The sequence below is a fragment of the Pseudotabrizicola alkalilacus genome (assembly GCF_003443995.1).
GTDB classification, from domain to species: Bacteria; Pseudomonadota; Alphaproteobacteria; order Rhodobacterales; family Rhodobacteraceae; genus Pseudotabrizicola; species Pseudotabrizicola alkalilacus.
In genome coordinates, this window is record NZ_QWEY01000002.1 from 375,939 (window position 1) to 389,514 (window position 13,576).

General features: G+C 61.5%; 10 protein-coding genes and 1 pseudogene. 5 read left to right on the plus strand and 6 right to left on the minus strand.

Features of this window, described 5'->3' with window-relative positions; genetic code table 11:
- Nucleotides 1-69 precede the first annotated feature (69 nt).
- Nucleotides 70-3,501 (plus strand): DNA polymerase III subunit alpha, encoded by a 3,432-nt coding sequence (gene dnaE / locus D1012_RS05810; protein ID WP_118150389.1) that lies wholly within the window; start codon nt 70-72, stop codon nt 3,499-3,501.
- A gap of 65 nt (nt 3,502-3,566) precedes the next feature.
- On the opposite strand, the gene D1012_RS05815 is transcribed toward dnaE, so the two are convergent.
- Nucleotides 3,567-3,923 carry a DUF2513 domain-containing protein gene (locus D1012_RS05815; protein WP_118150390.1) on the minus strand — a complete coding sequence of 119 codons (357 nt, stop codon included), beginning with the start codon at nt 3,921-3,923 and terminating at the stop codon, nt 3,567-3,569.
- A 165-nt stretch (nt 3,924-4,088) separates the two neighbouring features.
- Nucleotides 4,089-4,520 (minus strand): DUF1489 family protein, encoded by a 432-nt coding sequence (locus D1012_RS05820; protein WP_118150583.1) that lies wholly within the window; start codon nt 4,518-4,520, stop codon nt 4,089-4,091.
- A 139-nt stretch (nt 4,521-4,659) separates the two neighbouring features.
- Here D1012_RS05820 and D1012_RS05825 point away from each other — a divergent pair, with 139 nt between their 5' ends.
- On the plus strand, nt 4,660-6,936 hold the full coding sequence (locus D1012_RS05825) for an adenosylcobalamin-dependent ribonucleoside-diphosphate reductase (RefSeq protein ID WP_118150391.1): 2,277 nt from the start codon (nt 4,660-4,662) through the stop codon (nt 6,934-6,936).
- A 428-nt stretch (nt 6,937-7,364) separates the two neighbouring features.
- Here D1012_RS05825 and D1012_RS22930 read toward each other — a convergent pair.
- Nucleotides 7,365-7,704: pseudogene (locus D1012_RS22930) on the minus strand (IS21 family transposase); the annotation flags it as partial.
- 437 nt (nt 7,705-8,141) lie between these two features.
- On the opposite strand from D1012_RS22930, the gene D1012_RS05835 reads away from it, so the two are divergent.
- Nucleotides 8,142-8,480, plus strand: a complete 339-nt coding sequence (locus D1012_RS05835; protein ID WP_118150392.1) for an REP-associated tyrosine transposase — start codon at nt 8,142-8,144, stop codon at nt 8,478-8,480.
- A gap of 22 nt (nt 8,481-8,502) precedes the next feature.
- Here D1012_RS05835 and D1012_RS22360 read toward each other — a convergent pair whose 3' ends face one another.
- Both D1012_RS22360 and ettA read right to left on the minus strand, forming a co-directional pair.
- A complete protein-coding gene (locus D1012_RS22360) occupies nt 8,503-9,177 on the minus strand; it encodes a hypothetical protein (protein WP_147335627.1) in 675 nt (224 codons plus the stop codon).
- 5 nt (nt 9,178-9,182) lie between these two features.
- Nucleotides 9,183-10,838: an energy-dependent translational throttle protein EttA gene (gene ettA, locus D1012_RS05840; RefSeq protein WP_118150393.1), complete on the minus strand. Its 1,656-nt coding sequence runs from the start codon at nt 10,836-10,838 to the stop codon at nt 9,183-9,185.
- A gap of 125 nt (nt 10,839-10,963) precedes the next feature.
- Between ettA and D1012_RS05845 the strand changes: the two genes are divergently transcribed.
- Both D1012_RS05845 and dacB read left to right on the plus strand, forming a co-directional pair.
- Entirely contained in the window at nt 10,964-11,575 is a 612-nt protein-coding gene (locus D1012_RS05845) for a nicotinate-nucleotide adenylyltransferase (RefSeq protein ID WP_118150394.1), read from the plus strand.
- Nucleotides 11,576-11,640: 65 nt separating this feature from the next.
- The gene (gene dacB, locus D1012_RS05850; RefSeq protein ID WP_118150584.1) at nt 11,641-13,134 is read left to right on the plus strand and encodes a D-alanyl-D-alanine carboxypeptidase/D-alanyl-D-alanine endopeptidase; all 1,494 of its coding nucleotides are present in this window, start codon (nt 11,641-11,643) and stop codon (nt 13,132-13,134) included.
- A gap of 12 nt (nt 13,135-13,146) precedes the next feature.
- Here dacB and D1012_RS05855 read toward each other — a convergent pair whose 3' ends face one another.
- Complete coding sequence (locus tag D1012_RS05855; protein WP_118150585.1) at nt 13,147-13,569, minus strand: tellurite resistance TerB family protein; 423 nt, start codon at nt 13,567-13,569, stop codon at nt 13,147-13,149.
- Nucleotides 13,570-13,576: the final 7 nt, after the last annotated feature.

Sequence of the window (13,576 nt, forward strand, 5' to 3'; positions counted from 1 at the left end):
GCACCATCGGGATTTGCCGAAGAATGAGGCACCCTTTCCCCGGAGCGGATGCTTCGGTAGGCTATGCTCATGTCACAAGCCCCGCGATTCATTCACCTGAGAGTCCATACCGAACATTCCTTGCTGGAAGGCGCGGTGCCGGTCAAGTCATTGGTCAAGCTGGCAGAGGCAGCGCAGATGCCCGCCATCGCGGTGACCGACACCAACAACATGTTTGCCGCACTCGAATTCTCGGTGACGGCGCAGGGGGCCGGGGTGCAGCCGATTGTCGGTTGCCAGATCAGCCTGGCGCATGATCCGTCCCAACCGGGCGAGCGCCCGCGCCCGCCCGCGCCCATTGTTCTGCTGGCGCAGAATGATGCTGGCTACATGAACCTGATGAAGCTGAACTCCTGCCTTTACCTGCGCGGTGACGGGCAGTTGCCGCATGTGACGGTGGAGGATCTGACCCGCCATGCCAGCGGGCTGATCTGCCTGACTGGCGGCCCCGATGGCCCGCTGGGCCGGTTCCTGCAGGCCGGGCAGATGCCAAAGGCGCGCGCGCTGTTGACGCAGCTGGCGGCCGCGTTTCCAGATCGTCTTTACGTCGAATTGCAGCGCCATCCGGGCGAGGGCGGCCGCCTGCCCCCCGCCGAGGCCGGGTCTGAGCGTGGTCATATCGAGCTGGCCTATGACATGGGCCTGCCATTGGTGGCGACCAATGATGTCTATTTCCCCAAGGCCGACATGTATGAGGCGCATGATGCGCTGATCTGCATTGCCGAAGGCGCTTATGTCGACCAGCAGCAGCCCCGCCGCCGCCTGACCCCGCAGCACTATTTCAAGTCCGAATCCGAGATGTGCGCGCTGTTCGCCGATCTGCCCGAGGCGTTGGAAAATACAGTCGAAATCGCCCGCCGCTGCGCCTTTGCGGCCTATAAGCGCAAACCGATCCTGCCGAAATTTGCCGATGACGAGGTGAACGAGCTGCGCCGTCAGGCCAATGCCGGGTTGCAGGCGCGGCTGGCGATCATTCCGCATGCGGTGACGGTGGAAGAGTATCAGGCGCGTCTGGATTTCGAGCTGGATATCATCGAAAAGATGGGCTTTCCCGGCTATTTCCTGATCGTGTCCGACTTTATCAAATGGGCCAAAGACAATGGCATCCCGGTCGGCCCCGGCCGGGGGTCGGGGGCCGGGTCGCTGGTCGCCTATGCGCTGACCATCACCGACCTTGATCCGCTGCGCTATGCCCTGCTGTTTGAGCGGTTCCTGAACCCGGAACGGGTTTCTATGCCCGACTTTGACATCGACTTCTGCATGGACCGCCGTGAAGAGGTGATCCGCTATGTGCAGGACCGCTATGGTCGCGACAAGGTGGGGCAGATCATCACCTTTGGTGCCTTGCTGTCGAAAGCCGCCGTGCGCGATGTCGGGCGGGTGCTGCAGCTGTCTTACGGGCAGGTGGACCGGCTGTCGAAGATGATCCCGGTCGAGGGGGTGAAGCCGGTCAGCATCACCAAGGCACTCGCGGATGAGCCGCGTCTGCGCGAAGCCGCGAAGGAAGAGGTGGTGGGGCGGCTTCTGGGTTACGCCCAGCAGATCGAAGGTCTGTACCGCAACGCATCGACCCACGCCGCCGGGGTGGTGATCGGCGACCGCCCGCTGGATGAGCTGGTGCCGCTGTATCAGGATCCGCGATCGGATATGCCCGCCACCCAGTTCAACATGAAATGGGTCGAGGCTGCGGGGCTGGTGAAGTTCGACTTTCTGGGCCTGAAGACCCTGACCGTGATCCAGAACGCGATGGACCTGCTGGCCCTGCGCGGGATTGCCTTTGACATCAACCTGATCCCGCTGGACGACAAGCCCAGCTATGAGCTGTACGCCGCCGCCAAAACCGTCGCGGTGTTTCAGGTGGAATCCAGCGGCATGATGGACGCGCTGCGACGGATGAAACCAACCTGTATCGAGGATATTGTGGCACTGGTGGCATTGTACCGCCCCGGCCCGATGGAGAATATCCCGGTCTATTGCGAGGTGAAAAACGGCCTGCGCGAGGTTGAATCGCTGCATCCGACCATCGACCCGATCCTGAAAGAGACCCAGGGCATCATCGTCTATCAGGAACAGGTGATGCAGATCGCGCAGGTCATGGGCGGCTATTCGCTTGGCGGCGCCGACCTGTTGCGCCGCGCTATGGGGAAAAAGATCGCCGAGGAAATGGCGAAAGAGCGGCCCAAGTTTATCGAAGGGGCCAAGAAAACCCACGGGATTGATGCGAAAAAGGCCGGTGAGGTCTTTGACCTGCTGGAGAAATTCGCCAACTACGGGTTCAACAAATCCCACGCCGCCGCCTATGCCGTGGTGTCGTATCAGACCGCCTATCTCAAGGCGAATTACCCGGCGGAATTCATGGCCGGGGTGATGAACTGCGATATCCACCTGACCGACAAGCTGGCGGTGTATAAACGCGAGGTCGACAAGCTGGGCATCGCGATGGTCGCGCCTTGCGTCAACCGCAGCCTTGCCACCTTTACCGTGCGCGAGGGCGCGTTGATCTATGCGCTTGGCGCGTTGAAAAACGTCGGCGTCGAGGCGATGAAACTGATCGTCGAGGCGCGGGGCGACAAGCCGTTTGCCACCCTGTTCGACTTCGCCCGCCGCGTCGATCTGAAACGGGTCGGCAAGCGCCCGATGGAGATGCTGGCTCGCGCCGGGGCGTTTGACCAGCTTGACCCCAACCGCGCCCGCGTGTTCGAGGCGTTGGATGCGCTGGTGGCCTTTTCCGCCGCGATCCATGACGCGAAATCCAGCAATCAGGTGTCGCTGTTCGGCGAGGCGGGGGATGACATCCCCGAACCCCGCCTGCCGTTCCGCGATGACTGGCAGCCGGTGGAACGGCTGGGGCACGAGCATCAGGCGGTCGGCTTCTACCTGTCGGGCCACCCGCTGGATGATTACATGGGGCCGCTGAAGCGCAAGGATGTGAAAACGCTGACCGAGATCACCGCTCTTGCCCAACGCGGCCCGCTGATTGCCAAAATCGCCGGCTCGGTCGCGTCGAAACAGGAACGCAAATCGGCGCGCGGCAACCGCTTTGCCTTTGTCCAGCTGTCGGACCCCACCGGCCTTTATGAGGTCACGGTGTTCTCCGACGTGCTGGAGGCGGCGCGCGATTTTCTGGAGCCGGGCCGCAATGTGGTGCTGACGGTCAAGGTTGACCCCGATGGTGATGGCGTCAAGCTGCTGGCCAATGGCGTGCAGCCGATTGATGCGGTCGCCGCCGAGGCCGGGTCCGCCGACATGCGCATCCACCTCAACCGCGCCGAGGCGGTGCCCTCGCTCGCTGCCCTGCTGGCAAAGGTCGAAGGCCGCCATCGCGCCCAGATCACGCTCTGCGTCCCCGACGATCAGGGCCGCGAAATCGACCTGATCCTGCCGCAGCCCTACCCGATCACTCCGCAGATCAAGGGGGCGATCAAGGCGATGCAAGGTGTGGTGATGATTGAGGAGGTGTGAGGGGGATTGAGAAAATGACGCCGGTCAATTGAAAAATCTGGAGCGAGCCGCCCCCCTCACTGAGCTTAATCCAGAGGGACTCCAAACTCAGCCAGCTTTTGCTTTACAAAGCCTGTCGCGATAGATCCCATTAGATCAAGGCCAACTCCGCCAACTTTCCCTGCCGCCTCTTTCGTTTTTCGCCAAACAGTCTCATCACGCACTGCTTCCAACCAGTCATGGCCTGCGTTCATCAGCCGAAAAACTCCCTCATCCACTTCAAGAAAAAGACCAGTGTCGCATAGAAGTAATAAATGATAGCCGCGCCGAACATCCTCCTGATCGGCGTTTATTACAATCGTGCCGCTTTCGCACAGAAGCCAATCATCCATCGCCTCTGCTTCAAACAATAATGATCTTATCAAATCGTTGTCGCGTCTCATTCAATCACACCTCAACCTTTTTAAGTGGTCCGTACTCACTTCAAAGTATCAGTCGACATTTTAGGTGGTCAACTGAAACGATCATCTACCTCACGGATATTCGTAATCTGAATTTTATCGCTCATACAAATTGGTCTGCTTGGTGCCTTCACAGGAATGGGGTGCTCACCGCAACCCAAACTCTGCCATCGCCTCTGCCAGGCCCGGCGGCAGGGCCTCTTCCTTTTCCCGGCCCGGCAGCAGGTCGGGTGGGGCGTCTTTCGGGTCCAGGTAGCGCCAGCCCTGGAACGGGCGGCGGGGGACGGCTTGGGTGCGGGTGACTTCGGCGTCGAGCACGATGGCGCAGCGCGAGATGCCGTCCTCGCCCGTTACCGGCTCCAGCCCGACAATCCGTTGCCGCGCCAGCGCCACGCCCTTGATCACCCAATACAGCGAGCCACCGGCCAGCACCTCATCGGCGCGCTTTGGCCACATCCGGGTGACATGCACCGCACGGCCCTTGGGCCAGCGCGCCCGCTGGCTGCGCTGCCAGTCCAGCAGATCCTCCACGCTTTCGGCACCGACGCAGAGTTTCAGGATGTGAATATGATCTGCCACCAACTCGCTTCCTTGTTTCTGAAAGGCCACAATAGGGCGCGGTGCTGCGACGGCAAGGCTTCGCGCTTGGTTGACCCCCGCGCCATAGGGGCGTATTTTGTGCGTTCCTCTTCATTCCCCACAAATACAAGGCTGTCCCATGTCCCGATTCGCTGCGCCCATTGCCGAACAAATCTGGGACATGAAATACCGGTTCAAGGCGCAGGATGGCACAGCGATTGACGGCTCGGTTGAGGACACCTGGCGCAGGATCGCCCGCGCCATCGCCTCGGTCGAGACAGATCCGGCCAAATGGGAGGAAAAATTCTACCACGCGCTCGAAGATTTCAAATACCTGCCCGCCGGCCGGATCACCGCTGGCGCGGGCACCGGGCGGGCGGTCACGCTGTTCAACTGCTTTGTCATGGGCACGATCCCCGACAACATGGGCGGCATCTTTGACGGGCTGAAAGAGGCCGCGCTGACCATGCAGCAGGGCGGCGGCATCGGCTATGATTTCAGCACCATCCGCCCGCGCGGGGCCGAGGTGAAGGGCGTCGCCGCCGATGCCTCTGGCCCGCTGTCGTTCATGGATGTCTGGGATGCGATGTGCCGCACCATCATGTCGGCCGGCAGCCGCCGGGGCGCGATGATGGCCACCATGCGCTGCGACCACCCCGATATCGAGGCGTTCATCGAGGCCAAAAAAGACCCAGCCCGGCTGCGCATGTTCAACCTGTCGGTGCTGGTGACCGACCCGTTCATGGCGGCGGTCAAGGCCGATGGCCCGTGGGAGCTGGTGTTTGATGGCCGCGTCTACAAGACGCTGCAGGCGCGCGATCTGTGGAACAAGATCATGCGCAACACCTTTGATTTTGCCGAGCCGGGTGTGATCTTCATCGACCGTATCAACACGATGAACAACCTGTCCTATTGCGAGACCATCGCCGCCACCAACCCGTGTGGCGAACAGCCGTTGCCGCCTTATGGTGCCTGCCTGCTGGGTTCGATCAACATGGCCGCGCTGGTGAAGAACGCCTTTGCTGCCAATGCCGCCCTGGATCTTGAGGCGCTGGATGATCTGGTCCGCACCGCCGTGCGGATGATGGACAACGTGGTGGATGCCAGCCGCTTCCCCTTGCCGCAACAAGAGGCCGAGGCGCGGGCAAAACGCCGGATCGGTCTGGGCGTCACCGGCCTTGCCGATGCGCTTCTGATGGTCGGCGCGCGCTATGGCAGCGTCGAGGCCGCGACGATCACCGACACCTGGATGCACGCCATTGCCCGCGCTTCCTACCTCGCCTCGGTCGATCTGGCGCGCGAAAAGGGGGCCTTCCCGCTGTTTGACGCCGACAAATTCCTCGCCTCCGGCTCGCTTGCCCATATGGACGCCGATGTGAAGGACGCGATCCGCACCCACGGCATCCGCAACGCGCTGCTGACCTCCATCGCGCCGACCGGCACCATCAGCCTCTATGCCGGCAATGTGTCGTCCGGCATCGAGCCGGTGTTTGCCTATGCCTACACCCGCAAGGTGCTGCAAAAAGACGGCTCGCGGACCGAGGAAGAGGTGGTCGATTACGCCGTCCGCCTGTGGCGCGAGAAAATGGGCGATGCGCCGCTGCCGGAGCATTTCGTGAATGCCCAGACCCTGCCGCCGCTGGATCACGTGCGCATGCAGGCTGCCGCGCAGAAATGGGTCGACTCCAGCATTTCGAAAACCATCAACTGTCCCGAAGACATCAGCTTTGAAGACTTCAAAGAGGTCTACATGGCCGCCTGGGATCAGGGCTGCAAAGGCTGCACCACTTACCGCCCCAATGACGTGACCGGCTCGGTGCTCAGCGTCTCCGAGGCGTCAGACAAAACCCCGTCCGAAGCCCCGGCCAATGGCCAGCAGGATGGCGAGGTGATCTACCTGTCCGAACCGCTCGACCGCCCCGCCGCATTGGAGGGCGCGACCTACAAGCTGAAATGGCCCGGCTCCGAACACGCGCTCTACATCACCATCAACGATATCATCATTTCCGGCCACCGCCGCCCGTTCGAAGTGTTCATCAACTCCAAGAACATGGAGCATTTCGCCTGGACCGTTGCGCTGACCCGGATGGTCTCCGCCGTGTTCCGTCGGGGCGGTGACATCTCGTTTGTGGTCGAAGAACTGAAAGCCGTGTTCGACCCGCGCGGCGGGGCGTGGATGGAAGGCAAGTACATTCCGTCGATCCTCGCCGCCATCGGCGGCGTGATCGAACGCCACCTGATCGAGATCGGCTTTATCGAAGGCGAAGGCATGGGCCTGAAATCCGACCCCCATGCCGAAGTCGTCGCCATCGGCGCGCCGCGCGGCAAAAGCTGCTCCAGCTGCGGCAGCTTTGAGATGCGCATGATCGAGGGCTGCATGACCTGCGCCTCCTGCGGCTATTCCAAGTGCGGGTGAGCACGGGAGTCGACAGGTGTAGGACACACGAATAAATGACCATTTTGTAGGTTTTTTGTCCACTCCGCCACACATCAAATGACCACCGAGAGGGAAACCTCTCGGTGGTTTCTTTATTTATCAATGACTTACTGGCGTTCTGCCCGCGTTCATCTCGACGCGCGCAGATGTCCGCGTTCGCCCTGATCCTCCTGTTGACCCCGGAGCCAAAATTGTCTTCCTAACCTTAATGAAAGCCTACAAATCCAAACGCGGGGACCCTGAAACCGATGAGGAGATCCTTCTAATTCCCGTCTTGGCCATCGTTGAGAACCTAGCCCACTAGGGGCACAAGCCGCCAGCTGAAGCTCCCGAAAATCATCCTATCAAGCTCGGTCGACACCTGCTCGACCGAAACGGAGAAGCATTGTGAAAAGACTGAAAGCGATCCAGCTGCATCCACAGAAGGATACCCGGGCATAGGAACCCGTGAAGCCAAGCGCCACGAGATCGGCGTGCAACTGCTTTCGTGCAACTGCTTTACGGTCCGTCGCTGTTTGCGCGACTTGCCAGCCTCGGTCTTCAGCCAACACGCCAGCTTGTCGGCACAGGGATCAATCTTGCTGTGCCGCTCCGGCGTCGCGAACTGCGGTTCAACCGTCCCAGCCTTCAGATGCTTCTTGATTGTGTTGCGGGATAAGTCAGTGCGTCGGGCAATCTCGCGGATCGCAAGCCCATGCCGCAAACGCAGCGTAAAAGCAGCGTGCGAATGATGTTCAATAGTCCCATGTGGATCACTCCGTTGCCCCCCGTCGCTCACCGCGCGGGAGAAGGGTCACATGGGTCAAATCTCAACGAAAATTATACGCCTACCCGGGTCAGTTCTGGGTGAAAATCATCAGTCTGACATGACCCAGCCCCCGCGTTGGGTAAGGCAGGGGCTGTCTCATGTCGGGGCAGGCCAGTCGGTCCTGATCAGAAGTCGGTCCTGAGCAAAATCGGGCGCGCTCAGAACACGTCGATCAGGTAGAGAATGATGATGATCGGGATCGGAATGCCGATCAGCCAAGCTAAAGCACCTTTCATGGGATGTCCTTTCCTGAAGAAGTTGCCGGTCAACGCCGGACAGGGACTTTGGGTTCCGTGATTTTGGCGGGTTAGGTGGACGCACGGGTGGTCAGGCGCCATTCAGGTGGCGTTAACCCTGTCGTGGCACCCTGTGGCCGATGCCGGAGTATGTCAGACCAAAGGTCAGCGGAGCGCGGGTGTTCTTCACCCTTTGCCTCGCTGCGCGCGGCAGTGACCTCTTGGTGCGGGAGATCGACTGTCTGCGCCGTGCGGTGGCGCAGACGCGGGTGGAGCGCCCCTTTGGGATCAAGGCCTGGGTGGTGCTGCCGGACCACCTGCACTGCGTGTGGCAGCTGCCGGTGGGGGACGGGGATTTTGCGCTGCGGTGGGGGGCGATCAAGGCGCGGTTCTCGATGGGGATGCGTAGGGCGCGCACCCGTCCACGCCACAACAGGTGGGAGTTGCGTAGGCGAGGGCACGGCGCGCATGAACAATAAACGCGTTTGAAGTCGTTGATGGTTAATCGTGGCAGGAACGCAAGTCTCTTAACAACTTTCCGCTACCCCGGTGACAATCTTTCAGGAATGCAATAGCTGGTTTTCCCGCAGACGTTGCAAACGCTAGAATTTCTTCTGTTCTTTCAATGTTTAAAGGCTGTATTGCCCCTGATTGATCAAACGCGTTACCTGAAAAGGAAATATTTCCGTTCCTGATAGTCATTGCCTTAATATAAAGGTTTTGGCCTGCTCCAAGTCCGATGCTCGTTGTAATTCTTTTCTCTTCGATTTCTGCATCACTTTCGTGCCGAGTGCTCGCTACTTCCAGCATTTTTGACAGCCATTCATATTCGGGAGTAGAGAAGGGCTGGATTGAGTGCAAGAAATCATATGTCCGTGGTGACTTCTCGTTCAATGTTCCAAGTTGGCTTTTCTGAAGATAGGCATCGAATTCAGCTAAGGTCTTTCTCATTGGAAAGTAGACGTTTGCCTTATTTTTTCCTGGATCTCGATTGTTGAATTTTTTCCAAACCTCATTCATCTCTCGATCAAGCAAAAGCGCCAGCTTGGTTGAAACATCTGAGACTGCGCCTCCCAGCGCAGTCAGACTTTTCTCCAATTTGTAGTCAGCGTCGGCATGTTCGATGTCACGAAATGCCGTTCTGAGTTTTTCTTGATAGCTAACGGGTAGAAGCAATTCGCCTACCTGCTGAACCGCTTGTACTTCACCCGCTTCGGCTCCAGTGCGTCTGGCCCCAGACGGCGGATTTTGTCTTCTTCATAGGCCTGGAAGTTGCCTTCGAACCATTCCACGTGGGCGTCGCCCTCAAACGCCAGAATATGCGTGCAGAGGCGGTCGAGGAAGAAGCGGTCGTGGCTGATGATCACGGCGCAGCCGGCGAAGTCTTCGATGGCCGATTCCAGCGCTTGCAGGGTTTCCACGTCCAGATCGTTGGTCGGTTCGTCAAGGAGCAGCACGTTGCCGCCCGAGCGCAGCAGTTTGGCCATGTGGACGCGGTTACGCTCCCCACCCGACAGCAGGCCGACTTTTTTCTGCTGGTCGGTGCCTTTGAAGTTGAACGCCCCGGTGTAGACCCGGCTGTTCATCTGCATGTCGCCGAGCTGGATGATTTCCGACCCGCCCGAGATTTCCTCCCACACGTTCTTGTTCGGGTCCAGCGCGTCGCGGGACTGGTCGACGTAGGAGAGTTTCACGGTGTCGCCCAGCGTGACGGTGCCCTCATCCGGCTGTTCCTGTCCGGTGAGCATGCGGAACAGGGTGGATTTGCCGGCACCATTGGGGCCGATGACGCCGACGATGGCCCCCGGCGGGATGGTGAAGGTCAGATCCTCGATCAACAGCTTGTCGCCCATGGCTTTTTTCAGGCCGGTCACCTCGATCACCTTGTTGCCCAGACGTTCGCCGTTGGGGATGATGATATGCGCGTTCGACGAGCGTTCCAGCACGGTCTGGCCCGCCATCTCGTTGTAGCGCGCAATCCGGGCCTTGCCCTTGGCCTGGCGTGCCTTGGCACCGGAGCGGATCCATTCCAGTTCTTTTTCCAGCGCTTTTTGCTTGGATTTGTCCTCGCGCGCCTCTTGCTGCATGCGCTTGGCCTTTTGATCCAGCCAGGCGGAATAGTTGCCCTCGTACGGGATGCCGCGGCCGCGATCGAGTTCGAGAATCCAGCTGGTAATGTCGTCGAGGAAATAGCGGTCATGGGTGACGATCAGGATGGTGCCCTTGTAGGCGATCAGGTGCTTTTGCAGCCAGGCAATCGATTCGGCGTCCAAATGGTTGGTCGGTTCGTCAAGCAGCAGCATGTCGGGCGCTTCGAGCAGCAGTTTGCACAAAGCCACGCGGCGGCGTTCACCGCCCGACAGGTCATCGACATTGGCGTCATCCGGCGGGCAGCGCAGCGCATCCATCGCCACGCCGACGGTGGCTTCCAGCTCCCACAGGTTGCCGGCGTCGATCTGGTCTTGCAGGGCCGCCATCTCATCCGCCGTCTCGTCCGAGTAGTTCATGGCGAGTTCGTTGTAGCGTTCCAGAATGGCGGTCTGCTTGGCGACGCCCAGCATGACGTTTTCTTTCACGTTCAGGGCCGGGTCGAGGTAGGGTTCCTGCGCCAGATAGCCGACTTTGGCGCCTTTCGCGGCCCAGGCTTCGCCTTTGAAGTCGGTGTCCATGCCCGCCATGATCTTCAGCAGGGTGGATTTACCCGCGCCGTTGACGCCGACGACGCCGATCTTGACGCCGGGCAGGAAGTTCAGGTGAATGTTTTCAAAGCATTTCTTGCCACCGGGATAGGTCTTTGAGACGCCTTCCATGTGGTAAACGTATTGATAGCTGGCCATGTGTACTCTCCGGTGTCGCGGGGCGACTGATGCGCGCGTGTGTCTGGGTTGCCCCTGATGTAGCGATATTGCTGGACAAGGGCAACGCGGCAGGGGCACTTTGGCCCGCCAAATAAGGGGGCGGTATGCGGGTCGGGTTTCCGGTTGCGGGCAAAGGGCAGGTCGTGGGGCTGTTGGGCGGGTCGTTTGACCCGGCGCATGAGGGGCATGCTCATATCACGCGCGAGGCGATCAAGCGGCTGGGTCTGGATCAGGTGTGGTGGCTGGTGTCGCCCGGCAACCCGCTGAAGGCGCGGCAACCGGCGCCGATGGCAGACCGCATCGCGCGGGGGCGGGCGGTGATGCGGCACCCGAAAGTCAAGATCACCGATCTGGAGGCGCGGCTGGGCACGCGGTTCACCTATGAAACGGTGGTGTGGTTGCAGGCGCTGTATCCCGGGGTGCGGTTTGTCTGGCTGATGGGGGCGGACAATCTGGTGCAGTTCCACCGCTGGGACCGTTGGCGCGATATCCTGCGCGCCGTGCCGGTGGCAGTGCTGGCGCGGCCCGGTCTGGGCGTCAAGGCGCGGCTGAGCCGGGCGGCGCAGGCGTTTCGCGGCAAGCAGCTGGACCGGGGCGAAGGCTTGCGTGGCTCGCGGCGGCCGCCGGTCTGGGCGTTCATCAACCTGCCGATGAACGGGGCCAGCAGCACGGCCATCCGCGCGCGGGGTGACTGGCGCAGTGGCGCGGGAACGTGATGGCCGCGCGGTTGCTTGCCCATGGGCAGATCGCCTAGGATGCGGCGGCAAGAATGGGGCGGACGATGATTTCCAAGGGTATTTCCCGGCGGCAGATTTTGGGCGGGTTGCTGGCAGGCGCGGCTGTTGCGGCGGCGGTGCCCGGCTTTGCCGAGGCCCCGGCCCGCTCCCCCCGCCCGGTGCCGCGTGGCGGACAAAAACCCGCGCTGCGCACCACTTCGGCCGAAGCGCTGATCGCGGCGGCCAAGCTGGGCGAGGCGGCGGTGGCCAGCTATGTCGTGATGGATGCCGCCAGCGGCACGGTGCTGGAGCAGCGTGAGGCGCAGATCGGGATGCCGCCTGCCAGCGTGGCCAAGGCGGTGACCGCGCTTTATGCGCTGGCGCGGCTGGGCCCCGGTTTCCGCTTTCGTACCCGCGTTCTGGCGACCGGGCCGGTTGTCGCGGGCGTGGTGCAGGGGGATATCCTGCTGGTGGGTGCGGGCGATCCGACCTTGCAGACCGATCAGCTGGGCGATCTGGCGGCGGCGCTTGCGGCGCGTGGGGTCAAATCGGCCACCGGGCGTTTTCTGACCTGGGACCGCGCCTTGCCGCCGGTGCTGCGGATCAGTGACGAGCAGCCGGTGCAGGTCGGCTACAACCCGTCGATCAGCGGGCTGAACCTGAATTTCAATCGCGTGCATTTCGAATGGAAACGCGCCAACAACGGCTGGTCCACCGCGATGGATGCGCGCGGAGACAGGTTTGTGCCCGCTGTGCGCATGGCGCGGATGCAGGTGGTGTCGCGTGATACGCCGGTATTTACCTATCAGACCTCTGACGCCGCGGATGAGTGGACTGTTGCTGCGGGCGCATTGGGCAAGGGCGGCAGCCGCTGGCTGCCAGTGCGCCACCCGGCAGTGTATGTCGGCGAGGTGTTTCAGACATTGGCAAAGGCGCAGGGCATCACCTTGTCCGCGCCGCAACCGTTGCAGGCCGAGCCATCAGGGCAAGAGCTGGCAGCGGTGGAAAGTGCGCCACTGCCCGAAATCCTGCGCGACATGCTGCGGTTTTCCACCAATATCACCGCTGAGGCTTTGGGCCTGCGCGCCTCGGGGGCCGCCGATCTGGCGGCCTCGGGCGCGGCGATGTCGGATTGGGCGCGCGCGACCTATGGCGTGGGGTGCCGCTTTGTCGATCACTCCGGGCTTGGATCGGCGTCACGGGTGACAGCGCAGGATATGGCGCAGATCATCCGGCAGGCGCATATGGCGGGCGCAGGGGTGCAGCCGTTGTTCCGCAATCTGGGCCTGCGCGATGCCAAGGGCAAAGAGATTGCCAACCATCCGGTGCGGGTCACCGCCAAAAGCGGCACGCTGAACTTTGTTTCGGGTCTGGCCGGGCATATCCGGCCGCCGCAGGGGCGTGAGCTTATCTTTGCGATCTTTCTGGGCGATACCGCCCGCCGCGACGCGCTGGCCGAGGCGGATCGTGAGGCCCCGCCGGGCGGTCAGGCCTGGACCGCGCGCGCCCGCAGCCTGCAATGGCAGCTGCTGGCCCGCTGGTCCGGGGTTTACGCCTGACCCCGCAGCCTGTCAGGGCCGCAGATGCCGCACCCGCGCGCCCCATTCGATCGCAGCGGCATGCAGCCGGTCAATCGCCAGCTCTTCGCGCACCTCTTCGAGCATGCGCAGCTCCATGTCGCGCAGCTTGCCATCGGCCGACACCACATCGCAGGCCAGCGCATAGGCGGTTTCGCGCAGTCGTTCCGGCAAGGCATCGCGGATCAGGCCGAACAGCGCATCCAGCCCGTCTTCTTCCTCGAACAGGTCAAACACGATCTGGCTGACGGTGCGGATGCGGTCGGAATCATATGCAGCAAACACCGGCATGTGATTGACCATGCGCTGGATCGCCACCAGTTCTGACGTGCGCATCTGCTCGTCCGCGGCCGAAACCGCCACCATCACGGCAATCAGCGCGTCCTGTGGTGACATCGACGGGGGCGTATCGGGCATGGCGCAT

What these genes read in the sequence shown, in the direction of transcription:
- D1012_RS05835 (WP_118150392.1), top strand. Translation starts at nt 8,142, where the DNA reads ATGCCGGAGTATGTCAGACCAAAGGTCAGCGGAGCGCGGGTGTTCTTC.
- D1012_RS05825 (WP_118150391.1), top strand. Translation starts at nt 4,660, where the DNA reads ATGTCCCGATTCGCTGCGCCCATTGCCGAACAAATCTGGGACATGAAA.
- D1012_RS05845 (WP_118150394.1), top strand. Translation starts at nt 10,964, where the DNA reads ATGCGGGTCGGGTTTCCGGTTGCGGGCAAAGGGCAGGTCGTGGGGCTG.
- D1012_RS05855 (WP_118150585.1), bottom strand. Translation starts at nt 13,569, where the DNA reads ATGCCCGATACGCCCCCGTCGATGTCACCACAGGACGCGCTGATTGCC.
- D1012_RS05815 (WP_118150390.1), bottom strand. Translation starts at nt 3,923, where the DNA reads ATGAGACGCGACAACGATTTGATAAGATCATTATTGTTTGAAGCAGAG.
- dnaE (WP_118150389.1), top strand. Translation starts at nt 70, where the DNA reads ATGTCACAAGCCCCGCGATTCATTCACCTGAGAGTCCATACCGAACAT.
- dacB (WP_118150584.1), top strand. Translation starts at nt 11,641, where the DNA reads ATGATTTCCAAGGGTATTTCCCGGCGGCAGATTTTGGGCGGGTTGCTG.
- ettA (WP_118150393.1), bottom strand. Translation starts at nt 10,838, where the DNA reads ATGGCCAGCTATCAATACGTTTACCACATGGAAGGCGTCTCAAAGACC.